This window comes from Streptococcus sp. FSL R7-0248 (genome assembly GCF_037967965.1).
Taxonomy (GTDB): domain Bacteria; phylum Bacillota; class Bacilli; order Lactobacillales; family Streptococcaceae; genus Streptococcus.
Genome location: NZ_CP150201.1, coordinates 2152524 through 2174141, shown reverse-complemented (window position 1 = coordinate 2174141; position 21618 = coordinate 2152524). Strand labels below are relative to the sequence as shown.

At 36.7% G+C, this 21618-nt stretch carries 25 protein-coding genes; 4 read left to right on the top strand and 21 right to left on the bottom strand.

The genetic code is table 11. From position 1 onward, the window contains the following. Positions 1-2: 2 nt before the first annotated feature. The 3 genes from NYE32_RS10200 to NYE32_RS10190 are packed head-to-tail and all read right to left on the bottom strand — an operon-like array spanning position 3 to position 1742. The gene (locus NYE32_RS10200; RefSeq protein WP_339157032.1) at positions 3-848 is read right to left on the bottom strand and encodes a DUF4097 family beta strand repeat-containing protein; all 846 of its coding nucleotides are present in this window, start codon (positions 846-848) and stop codon (positions 3-5) included. Further along, positions 845-1429: a DUF1700 domain-containing protein gene (locus tag NYE32_RS10195; protein WP_155222558.1), complete on the bottom strand. Its 585-nt coding sequence runs from the start codon at positions 1427-1429 to the stop codon at positions 845-847. Before NYE32_RS10195 ends, NYE32_RS10200 begins: the two co-directional genes overlap by 4 nt. Beyond that, positions 1416-1742 (bottom strand): PadR family transcriptional regulator, encoded by a 327-nt coding sequence (locus NYE32_RS10190; RefSeq protein ID WP_155222557.1) that lies wholly within the window; start codon positions 1740-1742, stop codon positions 1416-1418. Before NYE32_RS10190 ends, NYE32_RS10195 begins: the two co-directional genes overlap by 14 nt. Positions 1743-1904: 162 nt before the next feature. Here NYE32_RS10190 and NYE32_RS10185 point away from each other — a divergent pair, with 162 nt between their 5' ends. Then, positions 1905-2513, top strand: a complete 609-nt coding sequence (locus NYE32_RS10185) for a CoA pyrophosphatase (RefSeq protein WP_155222556.1) — start codon at positions 1905-1907, stop codon at positions 2511-2513. A 707-nt stretch (positions 2514-3220) separates the two neighbouring features. On the opposite strand, the gene NYE32_RS10180 is transcribed toward NYE32_RS10185, so the two are convergent. The 18 genes from NYE32_RS10180 to NYE32_RS10095 all read right to left on the bottom strand — a co-directional run bounded on the left by NYE32_RS10180 (position 3221) and on the right by NYE32_RS10095 (position 19129). Beyond that, a complete protein-coding gene (locus NYE32_RS10180) occupies positions 3221-4012 on the bottom strand; it encodes a hypothetical protein (protein WP_155222555.1) in 792 nt (263 codons plus the stop codon). 1 nt (position 4013) lies between these two features. Further along, the gene (locus NYE32_RS10175) at positions 4014-4946 is read right to left on the bottom strand and encodes a hypothetical protein (protein ID WP_155222554.1); all 933 of its coding nucleotides are present in this window, start codon (positions 4944-4946) and stop codon (positions 4014-4016) included. Positions 4947-5113: 167 nt separating this feature from the next. Beyond that, positions 5114-6379: a tyrosine-type recombinase/integrase gene (locus tag NYE32_RS10170; protein WP_339157031.1), complete on the bottom strand. Its 1266-nt coding sequence runs from the start codon at positions 6377-6379 to the stop codon at positions 5114-5116. Positions 6380-6490: 111 nt separating this feature from the next. After that, positions 6491-6748: a MerR family transcriptional regulator gene (locus NYE32_RS10165; RefSeq protein WP_006149329.1), complete on the bottom strand. Its 258-nt coding sequence runs from the start codon at positions 6746-6748 to the stop codon at positions 6491-6493. Between the two features lie 13 nt (positions 6749-6761). After that, positions 6762-7874 carry a CHAP domain-containing protein gene (locus NYE32_RS10160; protein ID WP_339157030.1) on the bottom strand — a complete coding sequence of 371 codons (1113 nt, stop codon included), beginning with the start codon at positions 7872-7874 and terminating at the stop codon, positions 6762-6764. Between the two features lie 16 nt (positions 7875-7890). Continuing rightward, complete coding sequence (locus NYE32_RS10155; RefSeq protein WP_339157029.1) at positions 7891-8115, bottom strand: hypothetical protein; 225 nt, start codon at positions 8113-8115, stop codon at positions 7891-7893. Position 8116: 1 nt separating this feature from the next. Continuing rightward, a complete protein-coding gene (locus NYE32_RS10150) occupies positions 8117-10000 on the bottom strand; it encodes a conjugal transfer protein (RefSeq protein WP_339157028.1) in 1884 nt (627 codons plus the stop codon). An 11-nt stretch (positions 10001-10011) separates the two neighbouring features. After that, positions 10012-12516, bottom strand: a complete 2505-nt coding sequence (locus NYE32_RS10145) for an ATP-binding protein (protein WP_049546050.1) — start codon at positions 12514-12516, stop codon at positions 10012-10014. A 13-nt stretch (positions 12517-12529) separates the two neighbouring features. Then, a complete protein-coding gene (locus NYE32_RS10140; protein WP_049503699.1) occupies positions 12530-12940 on the bottom strand; it encodes a conjugal transfer protein in 411 nt (136 codons plus the stop codon). 2 nt (positions 12941-12942) lie between these two features. Next, on the bottom strand, positions 12943-13167 hold the full coding sequence (locus NYE32_RS10135; protein ID WP_001095596.1) for a TcpD family membrane protein: 225 nt from the start codon (positions 13165-13167) through the stop codon (positions 12943-12945). Between the two features lie 9 nt (positions 13168-13176). Beyond that, positions 13177-14172, bottom strand: a complete 996-nt coding sequence (locus tag NYE32_RS10130; protein WP_339157027.1) for a conjugal transfer protein — start codon at positions 14170-14172, stop codon at positions 13177-13179. 11 nt (positions 14173-14183) lie between these two features. Next, on the bottom strand, positions 14184-14741 hold the full coding sequence (locus tag NYE32_RS10125; RefSeq protein WP_006149319.1) for a hypothetical protein: 558 nt from the start codon (positions 14739-14741) through the stop codon (positions 14184-14186). 1 nt (position 14742) lies between these two features. Next, a complete protein-coding gene (locus NYE32_RS10120) occupies positions 14743-14976 on the bottom strand; it encodes a hypothetical protein (protein WP_339157026.1) in 234 nt (77 codons plus the stop codon). 14 nt (positions 14977-14990) lie between these two features. Next, positions 14991-16223, bottom strand: a complete 1233-nt coding sequence (locus NYE32_RS10115; RefSeq protein WP_339157025.1) for a replication initiation factor domain-containing protein — start codon at positions 16221-16223, stop codon at positions 14991-14993. Positions 16224-16430: 207 nt separating this feature from the next. Next, complete coding sequence (locus tag NYE32_RS10110) at positions 16431-18119, bottom strand: FtsK/SpoIIIE domain-containing protein (protein ID WP_339157024.1); 1689 nt, start codon at positions 18117-18119, stop codon at positions 16431-16433. Between the two features lie 13 nt (positions 18120-18132). Further along, the gene (locus NYE32_RS10105; RefSeq protein WP_006149314.1) at positions 18133-18594 is read right to left on the bottom strand and encodes a hypothetical protein; all 462 of its coding nucleotides are present in this window, start codon (positions 18592-18594) and stop codon (positions 18133-18135) included. 21 nt (positions 18595-18615) lie between these two features. Then, complete coding sequence (locus NYE32_RS10100) at positions 18616-18912, bottom strand: hypothetical protein (RefSeq protein ID WP_013904645.1); 297 nt, start codon at positions 18910-18912, stop codon at positions 18616-18618. Positions 18913-18946: 34 nt separating this feature from the next. Beyond that, positions 18947-19129, bottom strand: coding sequence for a hypothetical protein (locus NYE32_RS10095; protein ID WP_049488287.1), 183 nt, complete (start codon positions 19127-19129; stop codon positions 18947-18949). Between the two features lie 649 nt (positions 19130-19778). On the opposite strand from NYE32_RS10095, the gene NYE32_RS10090 reads away from it, so the two are divergent. From NYE32_RS10090 to NYE32_RS10080, 3 genes are all read left to right on the top strand, one after another. Next, positions 19779-20120, top strand: a complete 342-nt coding sequence (locus NYE32_RS10090; protein ID WP_006149310.1) for a helix-turn-helix transcriptional regulator — start codon at positions 19779-19781, stop codon at positions 20118-20120. Between the two features lie 7 nt (positions 20121-20127). Further along, on the top strand, positions 20128-21033 hold the full coding sequence (locus NYE32_RS10085; RefSeq protein ID WP_339157023.1) for an FRG domain-containing protein: 906 nt from the start codon (positions 20128-20130) through the stop codon (positions 21031-21033). Between the two features lie 105 nt (positions 21034-21138). Beyond that, entirely contained in the window at positions 21139-21576 is a 438-nt protein-coding gene (locus tag NYE32_RS10080) for a RuvA C-terminal domain-containing protein (protein WP_339157022.1), read from the top strand. The last annotated feature ends 42 nt before the right edge of the window (positions 21577-21618 follow it).

Sequence of the window (21618 nt, the reverse complement as noted above, 5' to 3'; positions counted from 1 at the left end):
TGTTATTCAACAGTTATATCACCGAGATCTGAGGTAATGGTAAGTGTATTATCCTTTGAAATCTTAAGGTTATTTGTAATGTCAACCTCTCCTGAGTGACTATCGGCTTGAACATTGAGCATATAATCTTTTAGAGCTATTTCAATTTCACCGGATGTAACATCAAGTTTATTGTGACCGTTAAAAATCAGGTTATCTCCAGAGTACTCTCCCATTGCAATAGATAAATCTGAGTTAGTAAAGAGGGTGTTATCGCTATCAACACTACCAACATCAAGGTTAGCTTTTAGGTTGCTGACAATCATTTTAGTAAAAGTTAGGTCCCCTACATTTAGATTGATATCTGATTGTTTGATGGTGCTATTACTTAAATCTAGATTTCCAGTTGCTAAATCAACCTTTAAAAAATCAATCGTTTGTTTTTTAGGGAGTGTAATGACAATGGTTTTATTTCTGACTTCCTCGTTGAGAGTAGAAAGCTTTACTAAATCTTTTAATCCGAAAAAGTTAATATGTTTGTTAGAAGTTGAATCTAATTCAGAGTTGTTATCATTGATAGTCAATTGACCATCCTTTACAGATGTGTCAATTGGAGTTTTTGCTTTTTGGTAGTAAGAAAGAGTAGCCTTGTCAACGTTTCCTGTTTTAATAAGTACATTGTAGTTACTACTTTTAATATCAATTTTATTGAAGTCATCAACTTCTTTCTTGACATAATCTTGCTCACTTTTAGTTTGATTTTGTAAATCTGTCAAGCCACCTTGGCTATACCCCCAAGCTACGAATCCTCCTCCTAAAAATAGAGAGATAAGGGACACTCCGAGGATGATCTTTTTCCAAGTTTTCATGATTTTCTTCCTTTCTTGATGAGCCATTTAATCAATAGGGCAATTAGCTTTACAATAAGTTTACAGATTTCAAACGAAATCAAAAGTAGTAAGAGTGCTCCTCCAAACATCAATAGACCTAGACCTCCTCCAAACAGTGTTGAAGCTAGTGAAACACTTAAGAGAGAGAAGCTTGTAAAGAAAGTGTAAACACCACTAATGAGTAAAGCAAAAGTAAGAGCTAAGGCAGTCACTATAACTGCGAAAATAATCATAAGAAGTGTCACTATCATAGCTAAGAAGAATAGTAGAATTGGTAAGGCGACTGGACTGGCTAAAACAGCTAGAATCGCAATCCAAAGGATAGTTGTTTTATTGCGTAAGCTGCTCTTGTCCTCAACAATCTTTTCTTCTAGAAGACGACTAATGACTTCATGTGCGGCTTCCTTAGGTGTACCCAGTTCTGCAATAACCCGAGCTTCATTCTCAGGTCCAGCCTCTTCAAAATATTCCATGAAATATTCTATAGCTTCTTTGTAGTCCTGTTGTGGTAATTTTCGTAGATATTTTGTTAATTTGGCTATATATTCAGTCTTTGTCATGTCTTAATCTCCCTTCTAGAATATCGTCCAGAGTTTCTTTATAGGTTAACCATTCTTCATTAAGAAATTGAAGTTGCTCTTTTCCCTCTTGGGTAATACTGTAATATTTACGTTTACGCCCTTGATACGCTTGGTTATAGGTGGTCATATAGCCTGCTTTTTCAAGCTTTTTTAGAATAGGATAAAGTGTTGACTCCTTAATATTAGCCGCAAGCTTTATTGTTTGACTAATCTCATAGCCATAAGAGTCTTCTCTATCGATAATAGCTAATATTAAGAACTCTATCAGTATTGATGATGTTGGAAAATACATAGTGTGCTCCTTTGCTTCTAGGATATGTATAAAAAATATATATAATTATTTTACATATAGAGTGTATCTCTTTTAGAAATATATGTCAATATTTTATATATAAAAATTTTATATAATAGGGATATCTTCTTTTTTATGATAATATGAAGTCAAGGAGTTCTTATGACTATTAAAGATAAACTAGCTCGTTACGAGCCGAAGCCACTAGGGGAGAAAAGACGCTATGCGGTGCTTTTACCCCTGATATATGATGTAAAAACTGATAAGTATCACATTCTTTACCAAGTACGAAGTGAGTATATTTCTCAACCAGGTGAGGTCTCTTTTCCTGGTGGGCGTGTCGAAAATGGTGAGACTTTTCAGGAAGCTGCTATACGAGAAACTTGTGAAGAATTAAACCTAGTTCCTGATCAAATTGACATTTGGGGAGAGCTTGATTATCTGATTCATCAGGGGAGAACTATCCATTGCTTTGTTGGAAAGATAAATATAGAAAATTGGGAGCATATTCATCCAAATGAAGAGGTGAAACGGTTGTTTACAGTTTGTGTTGACACGTTGTTGACAGAAGACCCGATTTATTACAAAGTCACTTCTACCTTGAGTGATGCGAAAAATTTCCCATTTTTCCTGGTAAAAAATAGAGAAAAATACAATTTTGGGTATAGTGAACGTCATATTCCTTTTTACAGAAACTTGACAGAAAATATATGGGGGATGACAGCTATGTTTACACATAGATTTACAGATATCCTGAAAGATTTAGAGTAAAAATAAAAGATCAACGGTAATATGTTGATCTTTTTACTATTAATTAAATTGTTTATTTGGTACCAAAGGAGTGAAATTTATTTCTGGGACATGAGTCTAGAGTATTCCTAAAATGATTTTCAAAATTAATATCGAAGCTTTTAGCTAGGTGGTCAAATTCAGAGTGGACAATGACTTTTTGTTTCGTTTGTGTCATTCCTATGCTAAAAAGAAGGGGAGGTGGATACAGGCAGTTATGCTTTGGTGTTATTCTGCCTAAGATTGATGATTCTATTGATCTTTCTTAGGGAGTTACCTATGTTGAAGAGAAGGTAAAGCATATAACTATAAATAGTAAAGCTCCAAAAATCTGGGACAATACTGAGACTATAGACAAATAGGACTGTTGCACTAACAAAAATTAGACAGCTACATATTATTGAAAGTAGAGGATATCCTTTTGAAAATAATAGGCTTTCTATGATTAAGGCAAAAGCAGGTAGCAACAGAGTTAGAATGATAATAATAAATATGAAGCGTTGTGTATCATCTAGCATCAAGTTACCCAATGATTTACCTAGGTAAAAACGAGAATCACTCCCCCCGGATAAATCAATTCTCTTGTCAAGGGACTAACTAGGATTAGGGTGTCAAATAGTGAGAAAGCCGCCCATCTCCAAATAGGGAAAGCCCATTCTTCCTCAGATAATTCTCTCTGAGTGCTTTCTTTAGTTAATTTTAATTTGATTGCCATCAATATGTACCTCTTTTGGAAAGTCGTTATTTTGATTTAAGATATACCATCCATCTGGTAGTTCAGAGTTTTTTAGTACTTGTTCTAATTGAGAATGTAAGTCAATTTCTTTAGTCGTGGAACCAGAAGGAAAACTCAATTGGACAGTAAGTTGTTTGTTTCGTAGAGCATCTTTAAGTGAAAAATCATAATAGCCACCTAGCGCTTTAGAATGTCCCCTCTCATAAGTATAGAGCGTCGTGTATGGTACAGGTTCTATCTGAACAATAATATTTTTTAAATCTTTCTCGGTACTTAAAGCTTCAGAGATATCATTGATAAATTTTTGATTTCTAGGGTTGATTTTAATAGACTTTTTAACAAAGTCGTCCCCATATTCTCTTTCATCAGGTAAAATCTTATATTCACTATTTTGGCGATTAAAATCTGAGTCGTTTTCTGTTGGGCTGGCAATGTAAGGATAGAGTAAATCTTGAATATGGAGAGGTAGTTGAGTCTTTACATGTTCTTTTTTGTTATTAATGGTCTCTTGATAATCAATATGGAAAATCAGGTAATGTTTAACCTCATCTTCTTTATTCATACGATAAGTAATTTTATCTGCCCATCCGATACCAGTTATTTGCACCTTTCCTTGAAATCCACGAGTTTTATAAAAACCTTTAATATTTTCTTGAGCATTGTAATAGAAAAAGATAGCAATCATGGTCAATAATAAAATCAAGGGCATAGTAATTTTAAGGTATTTGAAGCTATTTTTTACCATCTTAGTTCTGACTCTCCTTAACTAGTAGGTTGTAATCTTTTTGACTTTTAACTTCCTCGAGGCGTCCAGTAGTTGTGTTAGTGCTTGTAAAATACCAATAAATATCCTCCTTATCTGGTGTTAACTCTTTTTGTAGTTTAACAGCATCATCCAGATTAAGTGAGTCAGTTGTTACAATAATTAAGCTAAATCTTATTTTGAGTGATTGATCACTGTATTCGTTATCACCTTGATCTTTGTAATCAGCAAAATTTCTTTCTTTGGTCCATATAAGGGGCATGGAGTTGATAGTGAGGGGATCATCTTTATGACCTACAGAAAAATTATCCTTTGAAAGGAGATAGCGGTAAGGTTTAGCAAATCCGTAGTATTGACTGACTCTTTCTGGTTTGGTTTTAGTTGCCTTATAGGTGCGTAAATTGACATAGAATACTCTTTCGTTATCATAGGATGAAAATTTCACAAACTCATCCTTACCATCTGAGTACATGGTATTATCCATGGAACCGGGATTATCATATCCTAGTTTCTTAGCAAGGTCTAGTACATTAATAGTGTGTCCTTTTCCAGTGTCTTTACCAAGCTGATAAAAGTGAATAATATCATAATTTTTAGAGTCCTTCCTGTGTTTTGATAGTTTATACCTTGATTCTTGGAAGGCTAGATAGATTCGACCGACGGCTAATTGACTTCTCTCCAGTGCTTTTTCATTTCCAAACTTAACACCTAAAACGTTAAAGTTTCCAATTTTGACGTTTTGAAAGGATGTTACAGTAACTTTTTTGTTAGTATAGTCGTAAAGTCTATCGTCTAAGGAATAAGCGGCCTGAATTCTATAACCATAGCGAACGAATGTACCTGTAAGTAGAATAGTGATAAAAATAAGGAGATAAACATGCCACATACGCCATCTAAATGTTTCTATTTTTGTCATGGGAGATCCTCTTTGAGTAATAGAAAAACCATGAAAATCTTATTTTCATGGTTTTTAATTCAATTATTTAACCTCTGTAAGGGTTAAATAATCAATCTGTAATCCTTGTCAAATCAAGGAGTACAGGCTTTTGAAGTTAAAAGGTAGTGATAAAGGTAGTGATTGTATTAATCCGTGAGTTCTTGTAATTTATCCAGAAAAATATCAACTGCTTCGAATTTTTTCTTTGGTGCTAGTTCAGCATATGTATCCATAGTTGTGGTAATAGACTTATGTCCCATCCTATGTTGTAGCTCTTTCCAGTTAGTTCCGGCATTGAGCATCATAGAGGCATGTGTATGTCGGAATAGGTGAAACCCATAATTTGGTAGTCCTAATTCGATAAGTCGTTTTTTTAGAGTTGCACGCTCATTTCTATCACACATATAATTTCCATAAATCGTTGGAAATATCAATTTGGATCTTGGTAAATGATGTTCCTCAAAGTAGAGACTCATTTCTTGGTGAAATTCTCTTAGTCCTTCTAAAGTTGATATTGGAACAGCAACTCTACGATTACCAGCATCAGTTTTAGGAGAATTTTTACAAATGATCCCTCCTTTTTGGTTCAATTTTTTATTAGCACTTTTCCACATTAAAGTTTTATTGACAATGATTTCATTAGTTTCAAAATCAAGATCAGTAATTTCTAAAGCTAATAGTTCATTGATTCGTAGGGCTGAAGCCAGTAATGTATTACAAATGATTTTAAACCGACGATTTGCTCTCGTGTTTGGTAGTGTGTCAAGGTAAGCTAGCCAAAGTTTTAAATCCTCATCATGAAGGACCATGATGCGTTCTTTAATGGCTTTGGGTTTTGGTGGTATCTTGATTGTCTTTGCAGGATTGTTTTTCAAACCGCAATTTGTTATTCCAAAATCAAAAATATCACTCATTTTATGTGCCATTGCACCAAAATCTTTTGCACTGCCTTTCGGGGCACGTTTTCCCCCAGATTCAATTGCTTGTTTGGCTTTTTTTGCTAATTGATTTAGCCATAATTGGATATCTGATGCTTCAATCTGCTCTGGTCTATAATCGCCAAATTGTGGAATGATGTATGTATCTAAGTACCCTCGAACGCGGTTTATTGTATTTTGCGAAGATACCCAAGTTTTAAAATGGCTGAACCAAAATTCAGCTAAACTTTCAAAATTACCGATTTGGATAGTTTCTTTAGTAGTTGACCCAGATTTTTCAAATTGAATTTTGGATTCAATAATTTTTCTATCTAGAGCTTTTAATGTTTTAGCAGTGATTGTTCTTGTAATTCGCTTACCAGTCTTAATGTCTGTTCCGATATAAACACCTTTGATTGAATAGCTTATTTCACCGTTCTGCTTGGTAATTTTTATAACTTTTTTATTGTTGTATTGAATGGTTTCTTTATTCATATCGCCTCTTGATTCGGATATTTAAAAGGCTAAAATAAGACCCTCACCTTCTTTTAAGATGATATTATTTTAGCATATTCATGAGTTGTTTGTTGCAATTCTGCTTTACTATTAAGTTGATAGAAATTTAATGATGTCATGCCGTTTATAGTAGACTGTTCTCGTTCCTTCAATAGGTGGCTCCAGACGAGCTAGTCCTTTTCTTTCCCAACTTTTCAGTGTGTTAGGTGATATATTCAATTCTTTTAGAACTTCTTTTTGAGTTATAATTTCCAAGTGATTGGAGTTGCTTTTTTTGTCAAGAAGGTTCACCAATACTTGAAGAAGATTTTCAATTTTATCTAGTTTTACTTGTTGTAGTGTATCCATATAATTATCCTTTCTAATGTCCTATTACATAGGTAAATTGTTTGGCAGTTTCCGCATCAAATGTCCGGTAACTAATGATCCCCAATCCTTTCACATTACACTCTGAGACGAGAATTGAACCATCTGATTTGACCTGTTCCACAAATGAAACATGTCCGTATATTGGATCAGCTCCAGCTTGGCCAGGGCTAAATGATAGTGCAGAGTGTTCTGTTGGTGTATGGGTTGTTGTGAATCCTGACTTATTCATCCATTGTCCGCCATTTCCCATAAATGGATCAAAGTTGACTCCGACTTGTTTTCCACGGTTGAAGACATACCAGGTACATTGTCCCCAAGGATAGGTACTAGTGATATATCTTGTGGTGTCAATAGCTGTTGTCAGACTATAACCCACCGGTATATCATTTGAAGTGACTCCTCCACCATCTCTAGTTTTTCCTGTAGTTTGTTCAGGAGCTTTTGGTGTTCCTCCATGTTCATCAATGAAGGTATCCAGTTTTTGCATGGTTTCTGCACGTCTTTTTCCCGATCCTGTAGTATCTGTAAAATAGACTCCACCATCAGTTGCTGGATTGAGTGTTCCATTCGCAAACTTTTTAGCCTTGTCATCTTGAATTTTGAAGGTTTGGTTTTTATTTCCAATGATGGTTTGTTGGGTTAATCCGACAACAGCAATCTCATCATTAAAGTTATTGGCATATTCTGGATTGGAGTCATAGGCCCCAAAACCAAACATATTGGCTCCAGGATTAGTGGCTACTCCAGCAGTTCCAAGGGAACTTTCATTCAGTGCGATCGCAACAATTCCACGGACATCAAGATTAGATTTAGCTTCCCATTCGAGAAGCTTTTTCCCATTAATTCGGTTCTTATCATAGGAGATTCCTAACGTATCTAAAAAGCCGTCTAATTGCTCTGCCGTGATACCGAAGCGATGAACAAGTAAGTTGTGAGTATAGGGATCTCCATCAGACCAGTGATTCGCATAAGACACTCCATTTTGGGATTGGGATGAGCCATTTGTTCCGCCACCTCCGACAGCCCCCATAAGGATAATAATAATGAGGACTGGTAGAAAGAGAGGAATGAGACCGGCTAATAGAAACCATTTTAGTTTTTTCATCGAATCTCCTTTCTAGTTAATGTCTTATATAAGCAGTGAACAGGACAGTCCCAAAACGCCATTTAGCATCTAAAACGACTGAATAGGACTTAGCCTGTAGGATGATTTGGTCTTTTTCTTGTTCTGAGACTGGAAACAAAAGAAGGAAATCGATTGAGCGTTTTCCTTCTTGGTAGGCTTGATAAAGAGTTTCTTCAAGAATTCTTGAAAAAGCAGTTCTTGAGCGTATCTTGGTATTCATATCATTCTCCTCTAAGTTGTCTTAAGCGTTCTGTTAATCGGTCTCTTCGTTCAATATTAGCTCTCAATTTATCATCTCGTGTCATAGTCTTTCTATAAGCACGAGTGAAAGCATTCGATCCTTGAGCTTTGTACATGGCTTGAGGATCTTTATATTCCTCTAATTTGCGCTCAATACTATTAATGCGGAGTTGTTTAAATGGAGAAATCCATTCTTCTTTAAGAGTTTGAAATTCCTCGTTTGAACTTGATGTTGGCTCCGCTGTGATTGGGGATTCCATTGAAGGAGTTGGTGCTTTTTCTTCAACTGTTTTAACACTTTCAAGCGTTGTCTTTGTTTTTGGAATCCTTGGTTCTGGAGCATCCGGACTTGTTGGCGTCTCAAGTGTTTCTGTTGGGAGCACTTCATCGGGTTGGTGCTCTGATTCCTTATTGGTAAAGAAAGAACCAACATTTTGAAAGTGACTCTTGGCATTCATCATCATCCCAGCTCCAAAACCAGCACCTGCTAGGGCAAAGTTCCCAAGGTGTTGAGCAGATGAAAGACTTCTCGATGGTACTTGTGAAGCCACCTCTCTGGTCTTTGTGACTCCTTTTTCAACTTTGTTTCCAATATCACTCGCAACCATTCGTGCTTTAGAGCCAAGAATGAATTGGATCAGTTCAGCTTTGTATTTCCATAGAAGGAAGTATACAAGTCCTTTTGATACAACTGAAATGAGTAGTTTAAAGACAAGGCCAAAGATGATCAAGGATGGAAGAGTTTTAAGGATACCATCAAAGCCAGTAATGATGATATTTTCAATCATTTTTTCAATGTAGAAGACTAACAGAGTTAATAGGCTCGTGATAGCTGGGAAAAGCAATCCTCCAAACATGACTTTTAAAACTCCAAAAATCAAATCTTGCATTCTTGGTACAAAGGACATCAATAGCACAATTGGAAAGAGCAGAATCATCATCAATACAAGTGTTTGAGCAATGACGTTTAGCATCTGAATCAAAATAACTGGTATCGCTAATACAAAAGCTTCACAGATTTTGAAGATAACATAAAACATACGAGTGAAAATGAAATCTGGCATAGCTGAAACCCACCGGTTCTTTTCACCATCATCATTGGCTCCATTTCCTAGTTCATCCAGATATTTATTGCGATCTTTCGATTTAACTGCTTTAAAGTTTCCATTCTTATCGCCTGTTCCTAGTACCTTACTATCATCAAAAGTTTCTTGTTTCCCATCTTGGCTATTCTTATATTTCCCATTTTCTTGTCCAGTATTGACAAAGACATAGGCTTTATAAGATGTTTCTGCTATATAGCTATCTGCCATAGAATCACCGATTTTGATCGTCTTATTTTTTCCATATTCTACCTTAATATGAGTGATATTTTTAGTGACCTCTTTAGAGACATTATTGATTGTATCAAGCAGATAAAGACCACCAGAGGTCCCTGCAACTGTTCCAAAGTAACCAAAACCAAGGATGAGAACTAGAAAAACATGAAGGAGTGTTCTTGAAAAGGATCCTTTCGAAAAGAAATATTGATAAAAAAGGTAGAAAGCTAAAATCAGAAGCAACATTGAAACGAGTGATTGCTTGGAAACACCACTCCCATTTGAACCGATAAATCCTTTCCAGATACTCATTGCTCCATTAAACACATAGTTTTTATAGCTAGAGTATAGATCAATTTTTTCAAGAATTCGTATCAGCAAAGAAAAGAAGCCCACCACTGCGTTTAGAATGAAAAAGAAGAAGTTGACGAAAAGCTCATTAATCAGAACCCAAGCCCCATTAAAGGAAGCAAACCCAGTCGGCTCCATATAGGACTTGAGAGAGAAGATATCGACTCCCCTTAGTTTGTCAAAAGCTTCTTGCATGGATTCACCTCCTAACTAGCATATTTATTTTCAAGGCTTGATGATACCGTAGCTTTCATTGGTTTTAGAAGCATATCAATATCTTCAAAGATGTTGTGTACGGAAATCATATTGAGATTGCCATAGACGTCATAGTACAGGCATTGGCCAGAGATCATATTATCAATCCATTCGAGATTGCTTTCAGTGACTTCGAGATTAACGTGTTTTAAGATATCTTCACGTTCAGATTTTTCATAAAAAGCAAAGATAGTCCCGAACCCCGTTGTATCATCGTCATTTTCTGCATCATGTACAGATTGAGTAATCAGTGCCAAGGTATTATTTTTGGAGCGTCCAATCCGACGCATATTTTTGATAACGGCTTTTCCTTCTGCCGACTTCATAAGAATCCATGCTTCATCAAAGAACTCAATGGTATCTTCATTTTCATTTCGTTCTCCAAAGTGAGTACAGAAGGCACCAAGTGCAAACATGAGAGCAATAGAGTTGCGTTCATGATCTGAAATTTTTGTGGAATCGTCTTTTGGTAGTTTGAGGTTATTAACCTCTAGGATGGTCACTCGTGACTCGTAGTTAAGTCCTTGAGTGGTTCCATCTGAAAAGGCTAGTTCCAAGATAGAGTTTGTGACAATTGAGGTCAGATAACGACCAACCGAAGCAATTTCAGCGGAAGTAGAGTCTCTCAGAACTTTTAGGACGTGTTTAAATCCGACCTTCTCACCAGCGACTCGTTTCTCCACAATCGCATTAATAGCTTCTGTGATAGCTGTTTTTTGATCCATCGTGACATCATCTACAGCTTGTAGTAGAAACTCAAGCATGTTTTTTGCGACCTCTACAGCTTGTTCTTTATCTAGAACGACAATAGGGTCTAAGACTCCGTGGTTGGATGGTAGTGAGCTATCCAGTGTTACAAAGTTAAAGTTCTCAATCTGTTTCTTGCGTTCAGGATAGAGACGTGTGAATTCAGTCGAGTTGATTACTTCTTGGTAGTGATTCCTAAGTTCACGTTTAGGGTCGATATAAAGGGTTTTAACATTTTGTAAAGCCACACTTAAAAAGATGATCTGAGCGAGGAAAGACTTTCCTTGTCCTGTTGCGCCCGTAATAATGATGTGCGGGTTCTTGGTAATCTTTCCAGCGATATCTTCCTTATTTCCCACTGTCGCATTATAGAGGACAATGTTCTTTGAGGAATCAATAGCTTTCGCGATATTGTCCCAACGGCCTGTCCAGTTATCTACTCGGCCAATATACCAACCAATACGGTTTCCAGAAGAAGTATTTGTGAAAGGCATGAGTTCTGAAAATCCACGAGCTGTGACCATATGTGTCCAGGTGCGAGTTTTCTTTTGGAGGTTTTCTCCATAGAGCAGCGCTTGAAAGAGATAAGGTCCGTCTTGAGAGGCTTCACTAATTTCGACTCCCATATCATCAAAATAGTTCAAAACCACTTGCCGTCTTTGTCGTAGTTGGTTCACACTAGAAGCAGAAACAATCAGATAGGCTCCGTATTCGATGATATCTTCCTTGTTTCCGACTTTCTTCATTAAGTCCTTTAGGGAGATGGACCCCATGATGATCTCGTCTTGTTGGACAGTATCAGTATTTTCTGCCTCTTCCATGATGTTTCTGTAACGTGTATTCGAACGTCCCATTCGACCCTTGATTTTACCAGTATCAATGAATTCTGCCTTGATTCGTAGCTCTACAGGAAAGTTCAAACGTTGGATAAATTCACCTAGGTGAAAGCCGTTGAATTGAACAGGAAATTTACCTACAGGAAGAATAGTTACAAAGGAAGAGCCGTAAGGGCTTTCTAGTTTGAGGAAGCCACCTTTTAGGACTTTGATCAAGGTGTCTGTGATATTGAATTGAGCACGATTAGCGAGTACCTCTTTCTTGTAGTGAGGGATATAGCGAAGGTACTGCATCCGCTGGTAATAAAAGAGTTCTTCATTGGATAAACGTTTTGCCCGAAGGACAGAGAAGGCTTGAAAAATAGTGAATTCATCACTTTTATAGTCTTCATACCAAGTGGGGCTTAACTCATATTCGTAACCAAGACCCTTGGCAATTTTTTCTGAGAACTCATTGAAGCTCTCATAGGCCAAGTCTTTGACGGTCGCTCCATGATTTTGTTTGCGCAAGGTCACTCCAACGACCCAGTCAAACTGATAAGGAATTTCCATTTCATCCGTTAGACGATCCACCGTGTAAAGAAGAAGTTCTTCTCCTAGTTCTCGGCTGTCATCTGCTAGAGCATCTGAAAAGTCCCGCATTTTCTCTTCTAAAAGATAGTCTTTAGGGATCAGAGATATTTCAAAGAACTTGTTTTTCTGAAGCTTCTTCATCATTTGAGCAACAGTGATTTTGTGTTTGCCCTTTTTTTCATCATCCGTAATCGTGATAGGAGTGTTTGGAATACGATAATAAGCAACGACTGTTTGATCTTTTTTGAGAGCTAGATTTTCATGTGTTTCCCTAATTGGATAAGTTAAGGTAATACTCATAGGTCCTCCTTTTCTATAGATTTGTTTTTTCAAAGACAATTTCTTCTACAGGTTCTATTCGATCTTCATGGTAGATGGCTTTTTTATTGATCTTGAAGTCCCAAAAGTAAATCAGGTAATCTCCAATAAAGACGTGCATCTTCTTACCGTGAGGCTCATATTCCGTATAGAACTTAGCCAATTTGTAAGGGAGATACCAATAGAGCAAGAGAGAAATTGAGTGAGTGATTTTTGCGAGTGGCACAAAGATAAATCCTCCAAAGAGTAACATGGCCACAAAGACGATGATAAAAACAATGAAAAAGGACAACTGCATAGGTGTTGCAAAGTACCATAGTCGAGTGCCCTTTTTTGTCTTAATTTCTTGGATCCAATAAGGAGCATTTAGGCCCTTACTGTAATCATAAAGTCTTTCTTCATTCATACTTAAAGTCCTGATTCAATACCGAAGAGTCGTAGGAACCAGCCGACTGCTTTTAGGATATCTTGTCCTTTTGCAATGGAAACAATAACGGCATAGAAACCAACGACAGAGAAGAGTTGAAGCCAAGAGCTGTTCCGCCAAGCCTTGATCGCTAAGAGCACGGCAATGGCTGTCAGGATCCAAATTCCATCACCCTGGAGGAAGGTTCGTAGATTGTTTGTATTCATAGAGTTCTCCTATTCTTTATCATTTGCGTAATTCAGTGGAATGGTGTGTTCTAGTTTTGTGACATAGTAGGTCTTTTCTTTTTCTGAGAGAGTAAAGGTGAAGTTTTCCGAGTGAGTGGTACCTCCAACTTCAAAGGTAGCTTGGACATAAGCGATTAAATCATCACCGTCCTGTTTGAGATAAGTGTAGTCGATCGTTTTGAAAGTGCTATTTGCGATGATATCCACATCCTTAGCAATCAGATTAAGATTATCTTGGCTTGTGGTGTAGTTGGTAAAGAAGACCTTGAGGAATTTCTCTACTTTCTTTCGCTCACTGTCTGAAAAATGATCATTGGCAGTTAATTGGAGCTTATCATCTTCGCTAAAGTGTCCAGCTTGTGAGGATTCAATGGCAGAAAACCAAGGAAGGCCAGAAACGTAATATTTTCCATCTTTTTCATCAAATGGAATATTGAAACCTGTCACAATTTCTTTTTCTTCTGTGTTGTTATCCCGATGGATGCTTTCCTTGTATTTAACCTTATAGGTCGCAACTTTTCCTTCTACAGTCACTAACTGAGAATAGAGAAGTGAGCTGGGATTTCGAACTTGCCCTTGAGATTTTACATCAGGGATGAAATTGTAAAATTTATTTAAGTAGTCCACTTGAGCTTTTTGTTTATCGCCTTCTTGTGGGAGGGTGAAGTAAGCATAGACATAATCATTCAGGTAATACTGGAGTTTATAGTCATATTTTCTACTAGACTCCATTGGTTGTGCCTTTTGTTTTTTAGTAGCCTCAACTTGAGCTTGTAGTGTTCCTACTTTATTTGATAGTGTGATAGCACGAATAGATCCCAAGAGACCAACAAAAAGGAGGAAAGCAATTCCTCCTATGACTGCAATATTGACGGTCTTTTTATTGGTGACTTTTAGTTTTGGTGGGCCTCCTTTTTTCTCCACCTTTTTAAAGTGTGAGAGATATTCTTTTACTTGAAGCAAGTAGCGTTTGGCTTTATCCATAGATCCTCCTTTTATAGACTAGCAAGTTCAATGAGCTTTGAGCCTTTTGCATAGAGGCGCTTATTGGCTTTTTCGATCTCGCCATTAATGTAATAGTAGCCTCGTAGCTCAGTCTGGAGTTGTTCGATCAAGTCAGGTTTTAGATCCTTAGCTTCTTCTTTTTTAAGGAGACTATTTAATTCTCCAGCCTTGGTCCAAGCCTCTCTATGATCTTTCTTTTTAAGTAATTCTCCCAGTTCATTCGTGACTTGAGAGACTTTCTTTTCAAAAATAGTTTTAGTAGCCATTTCAATTTCCTTTCTAAATTTTTCTTGATTGTCTTTGATGGTCTTTTGGATATAAGTAATGAGTGAGGGGCGCATTTTTTTATTTACGCTCAACACTTGACCATCTAGTGTGAAACAAGCATGTTCATAGTTGTAGAAACCTCTATTGTCTGGAAGTTCTTCTGTACACCTACCAGCACATTCGTAGTAGAATTCCTTGCCTTTTCGTAAGAGGATGTACATATGCCAGAATTCTTGTTCTGGAAGAAGCAGAAAGTCTGCTTGATAAATCTTCTTCAGCATCTCAAGAAGCCTCAAGCAGATCATCGTATCCTAGAGCTTGGTAGATAAAATCTGAATCAAACCAGAGCCAGTCATTGATTTGTACTTCTGTTGGTATATTCCCAGAGAAGATATCTTCACAAATGACGGTTAGAGTATCTACTCCACCACGTTCACGGACAGTGTTCAAGGTGGTTAGTCCACCAGACCAAGCTTTAAAGTTTTCTAGTGAATTGATTTGAACTTTGTATTCCATATCGTTTTTCCTTTCTAGTGTTCATAGTGTTTATTGGCTTTGAGAAGTCGTAACATAGCTTTTCCTCGATCAGTGATCTCTCCGCTATTCTGAATCATTTTCATGTATTCTGTTTGCAGGATTTTGTCTGCTTCAGTGACTAGTGCAAGGGAGTTAGCAACTTGATAGGTCAGCCAGCGAATGGTTCGCTCAATACTGTATGGTTGTGGGTTGGTTGAGAGCTTTAAGGGTTCGACACCTCCAAAGAGCCGTTGCCATTTTTCATCAGGTTTATAGGCTCCAAAACGAGTAATTCCATCATAGACTTGGATTTCTTTATTGATGATACCTCTTGCTATTTCTCCGAGATCTACACCGTTGATGTATTCCTCCACAATGCCTTGAGCTTTCTGATCTGAGAAACGGAGTTCATAGCGATTCCAGATACCAAAAATCTCCAAGGATTCGTCCAAGGAGATATTTTCCATTCGAGCTATTTCATAGCGCTTTTCATAAAAGTTTAAGTAGAGCTGACTTTGACGGCTCCCAAAGTAAATGGACAAGCCGTGATTAGCTTCCATATCTTCATTGTCAGTGAAGGATCCACCACCCGTAATATTCCATTTCTTGATCGTGTCTAGGACAATCTCTTTGGAATAGAGTTTATCAATCAATTTAGGAATTTGAATTTGTTCATCTTCGTGACCATACCCTTTATAGAGTTCATCTAGAGCAATATCGAGTCGCTTCACCCGAACATCTTCATAGGAATAAAGAATATTTTGAAGAAAGACCTGCCAAGTGATTCCCTTGTCTTCTAGAAGCAATTCCAGCTCACGGCATCCTTGACCGGATAGTTGAAGACAAGTTTGGTAGTCATTGGTCACAGACTTATCAAAGAAATCAAAAATCCAGATGTTTCCTCGTTGCCACAAGTGGGTATAGTTCATAAGACGGGTTTCTTGGTCTGTAAATTCGCTTAGATGACAGTGAAGGAAGTTTTCACAGAAAGCATCTAAATCCTTCAATCTAGGAAAGGTCAATCGTAGATAGTCGATCTGAGCCCGAAGACTGTTTTTATCGCAATCTTGATAGTAACCGAGTTTTTCTTTTAGTTCTCTGAACTTATCAATCGTCAGTCCTCTTTCGCCTGTTTCATAAGAGCGATAGGTTCTTGTAGGGAGATCAACAGCTTGTGCAAATGCTTTTTGACTAAGTCCTGTTTGTTTTCTGAAATTCTTAATATGGAAAGGACTAATTTTGTCCATTCATCGCAACACCTCTTTCTAACGAAGTGACACACTTTTTTGACGAAAGTGACACACTTCATAAAAATTGAAAACCCAACTCCCATAAGGAATGAGGAGGGGTGGACTTGGCGTTTTTGCCAAATGTAACCCCCCTATTAGAAAACGGGGGTTGAAGTTTCATCATGGCCTAGAAACTTCGGGCTACGGTCTGCGCCTGACCTGCGGTCAGGCTTGCCCTTGCCCTTGTCCTAGCCCATGATGAACAATCGTCGCTTCAACTGCTTTTGGATAAGACCTGCGTCCTCCCTCTTCAAATTGAGCGAGGATTTCAAGAAGAAGTTTTTCTTGAAAAGGATCTACTAGAATAGCGGATACAGTCCGTTCAAAGATGATCCCTTGTTCTGTTAAGAGATAGATAATCTTGCGTAAGGTTGGCATTTTAAGATTTTGTTCGTCCGCAAATTCCTTGAGTGGTCTCTTGTTTGATTCGTTTTCTATAGCCTCCTCTTCCTCTATAGGATCAAATGTTTCAACTGGTGATTTGTATTCTTCAAATACTGAGAATTCCTCTCCTTCAAACTCCATGATCGGAATGTTAGAGTAGGCATCATAGAAGGAAAATCCTTGATCGAGCGGTACATAAGGAGAGAAAAACTCACCAGCCAACTCACCATTATTTGCGATATAGCCCCGTCCTTTGACTTTGATACCATTAATTTCATCTAGCTTTTTGAATTCTTTGGTTTTATTAGCATCTCCAAACATCATGTCATATCCTGTTGATTCTAAATGACCGACGGAGAGACGCTTCATAAAGTTATCCCGAAGAGCCGTTTTGATAAATTCTCCATCGGGCCGTTGCATAGCAAAGATGATAAAGACTCCAGCTTGACGACCTTCTAGAACTAATTGTGAGAGGTATTCCATGAGTTCTGACTGTTGGCTATAGTCACGATCAATCTTTGCCATAAGAGCTGCCCACTCGTCCACCAGAATAAATTTTGGTTTCATGTCATAGTGAGTAAAGTTCTTCCCAGCTTGGAATTTTGGCGAAGTAGACATTAGTTCATAGCGTTTTTCCATGAACTCTACATTCTCTTTAAAACAGTTAATGATATCTTCCTTACTAGTATAAACTCGGCCATGGAAGACTGGAATTTTCTTTAATCCAGCTAGATCTGAATTCTTTGGATCACAGATATCGACAAAGCCAACTTTAGCTAGTGCATAGATTATAGTCATGAGAACAACGGTTTTACCTCCACCGGTTCCACCGCCAATGAGAAGATGAGGTTCTTCAATATAATCCCAAGATACATCTTTCATGAGCTGGAGTTTGGATCCCTTGACCTTTACTTCATCAATGGTGATTCTGCTATCAATTCGGTTAATAGCAATTTCATACTTGATAAAGCGATTATCAAAGGTTTTATTACGAAAGTCCCCGTTAAACATGACTTCAAGAGTGGCTCCAAGGTTGAGAAAGCGATCTTGAAATTTATTACCTTCTAGAATGAAACTCGCTTCAATCTTGTAGCGAGACTGTTTGATATACACTTGAGGTAAGGTGATCTTTTCAATGATCTTGTTTTCACGTCTAACCTTTTTAACGAGATAGAGGTTGTTCTCTAGCAAAAAGCGAGAAAGAATTCGAAGGCTGTTGAGTTTTTGAAAAAAGAGCAACTTTCTGTAGCAAACACGGTTAATAAACCAAGATAAGATCAAAGAAAAGATAAATCCAGCTCCTAGAAAATATCCTTGAGGTAAGGGATGAACTTTTAATTCTTCTAAATGTAAGTAGCTGTAGAAACTAATAGCCAATAAAAAAGGAAACCACCAGATAAACCATGTGATTCCCCTTAGTTTACGATGAAAAACTCGAACTCTTTTTCCTCGATAGGTAAAGAGTTTCATCCTACATCACCTCCTAGTTTTCCTTCTTATTTTCTACCGGTTTGTTTTCTTTAGTTGGTGCACCTCCAGCTTTTTTCTTGATTTTAGAAGCAAAGAGCTTATAGATATCATTACGATTGACGTGGGTATGCGTGATAACAATATCTTCTAGTTCAACTTCTTCTCGGTATTTAATACCTAGATCTTCAATTTCAGACTCTGACATGTCTGCGATCGTGAAAAAGAGGGTTTCGTGCTGGACAGAAGAGTGAATCCCTACAACAATCCCACGGATCTCACCTGTATTGACTTGGACAAATGATCCATCAGGATTTCGTTGCGAGCGATCCACTTCAAAGATGATATCAGGACCTTCAATGCCTCGGAAAGTCAGTTTTCCAAGGACAGCTGGGACATCTAACCCGTCTGTAATAACACGATAAGTCTTATCCGCAATTTGTAGTTTTTCTCCGTAATTTAATCCAATTTTAGCCATGTGATTTTCTCCTTTTATTTCTTATTTTTTGATTACCAATTTTTCCGCAAAGACATTGAGATAAGGTGCAACAGTATTACCATTTAGAGCGGTGTCCGGGAAAAAGATTGGGTTAACCGCTTCTACTAGAGAATCTTCTGGAAAGACTGTTGTAGAAGCTGGTGTAATGACATGAAAGGCACCGTGCTCTGCGCTGTTTAGAATGTGACGTTGGTATTTTCCTTCTTTTCTAAAAATAAATTTAGGAGCATCTCCTAAACGTTCGTAGTAAGCAGGGCCAATAAATTCTGGTTTCATTTTAAGTGTTTCTGAGATCATAAGTTTTTCCTTTCTGAGTGTAAAATAAAAAGAGTTAAGCTAATTGCTTCACTCTTGAGTAATAGTGTGTAAAAAGTTTGCGTTTAAACATACGACTATAAAATTGAATATCCCCATGAGCATAGCCATTTCTACGAGCAGCATCTGCGAGATGGTCTAAATCAATTTGAGCTTGAGCATAAAGTTTAGCCTGTAGTTTATCAGATTCGCTAAACATACCATAGGTAAATTCATAGTTATCATAGAGTCGTTTACATTGTAGTGCGAAAAAAGTTTGTCATATCATTCTCCTTTATTGTAATAAATAAAAAAGCTACTAAGTGAAAAAAGGAAAGAACTTAGTAGCTTGAGAGTAGGTCTATCTTATTAGATAGACAGCAGTAAAGAAAAGTTATTTGGTTGGAAAGATCCCTCTTTCCACGGTGGCAACGTTTAGCAAGGTGCTTTGCGTCAATTACCATCGCTTTCCCAGCCAATCTCTTCAGGTAGTCATGATCATACCCAAGGGATTCTCTTACGCCCTTTGGCGAAGCCAGTTCACTTTACTATTCGGAAAAGTGCGAAAGTCCGAAATGCGTGGAAGCCCACAAATACTTGTTTTATATCTTCACTTCAACCATAAAACGGACTTGACTTTTTTTATCAAAACATTTACAATAAAGGTACGAAGTTTATGTGTTGTTCTGATGATCAGTCCTCTGGTTGTCAGACGCACTTTTTATTTAATTGTCAATGATCTCAATTGGTAGGGATTATTATTTTGATTTTCAATATCGCCACCAGCTATATTTATATATTATCGCTGTTGGCGATAAAAGTCAAGGGATTTTTGAAATTTTTTTAAAAAAATTTGAAGAGGAATAGCTATGGCGTTTGCAGAACGTTTAAAAGAATTACGAAAACAAGCTCACTTAACTCAGGTTGAACTCGCAAAACGATTAGGGATAGGACAATCTTCCTATGCAGACTGGGAGAGAGGCAAGAAAAAACCAACACAAGAAAATCTCGTTAAAATTGCACAAATTCTTGATGTATCAATTGATTATCTAGTTGGGAACTCAGAAGAAAAATCAGATGAACTAGATAATATTGAATTGTTATTCCGTATGAACTCAAGAGGTTTAACTGAGGAAGAAAAGGAAACTTTTAAGAAAGAATTGATTGAGTTTATGGAGGAGAGGAAGAAGGCTTTTAATAAAGAGGATTAAGAAGTATATGACTAAAATATTCAATAAATTAAGCGATTTGGTAAGAAATCTGAAAAAGTATGAAAAGAAAACTGGGAAGCAATACTATTATAGAGGTCAGATCCATTGTTGGCCAATACAATCATCAGCTTCTCGTGTTAATTATAGTTCAAAAGAAATGGAAAAAACACAATTCTTTGTTGAAAAACTTAAGGAGAATAAAACATTAAATTTACAAAATGATGAATACCTTAATAAATGTCTCGCTATAGCGCAACATTATGGATATAAAACAGATTTCATAGACTTCACTACTGACATTGAAGTTGCAGCCTTTTTTGCAACGGATGGAATAGAAAAGAATACAGAATATAAAAATGGCTATTTATGGAGAATTTCGAGTGAGGAAATTGAACTTATAAAATCTATTGTTAGAGTAGCTGTTAGGAGACTTGAAAAAAGTAATAAATTAACTGAGTTTCAAGAAGAGAATCTTAAAATATTAAAGGCTGCTGATTATAATCCTTTCTTTGATTTCTCAATTCCTGAGTTATCTAGAATGAATAATCAAAAAGGAGTATTTCTGTGGGATTTGTTAAATATTGTTACACATTATTACTTTAAAGATAGAGAAGCTGATTTTGAATTTAAACATAATGGACAAGTATACTCAAGTAATACAATAAATACAGAAGTTATTTATCCCCAACCTAATGTACTAGAATCAGAAATTGAACGATTCAAATCAGTTGAAGCAATGAAAGATTTTAAAGAAACAGATCTCTTCAAAGAAGCTAATAAGTTGATCATTAAAGATTATACTTCTATTACCTCTTGCTACTTAAGTGATAACCAATGGCCTTGTGATTTTGGCAAGTCTTCGGGAGTATTTGAACGTGCAATTAAGGAGAATATAGTTGAAAAAATAAATTAAAAAAATGATGAAAAGAACATAATAAATATTATAAAAGAAAATCGTAATAATATTGAAAATGGTAGAAAAATATCAGTTGATATTGGAGAAGCGAAATTAAACTGTGTGATTAATGAAGCGATTGATACATTGGTTTACCTCCCGTATACTGAGTTAGAAATAAAAGAAGTAGTCAAAAATATTATCGAGTATGATAGCCTAGATTTGTCAGAACTGTTACATATAGGAATGAAAGATTCTATGGGAGTCGAAAGTTATGGATATGTTCCGCTTGACATTATAGATGAAATCATGGAACATAAAAGAGAACAAATTAAATTGAGTGCTGATAAAAATCTCTCAAAAGAACTGCAGCTAATCCTTGATAAAAAGTATACTTGGAACCTATTTTTAGATTTAAGCCGACATCCCAAAAAAGTATTTGAGTTTTCGGAGATAAAAAGTATTTTTATTCAATTTATATTACCTTATCAATTTTTATACAGACCAAAGGAATATAGGATTTATGTTCCGACTTTTCTGGAAATTTTCGGACCTGAGTAAGCATATAGTATTGTGGACAAACGTCCACTTCTTTTATATAAT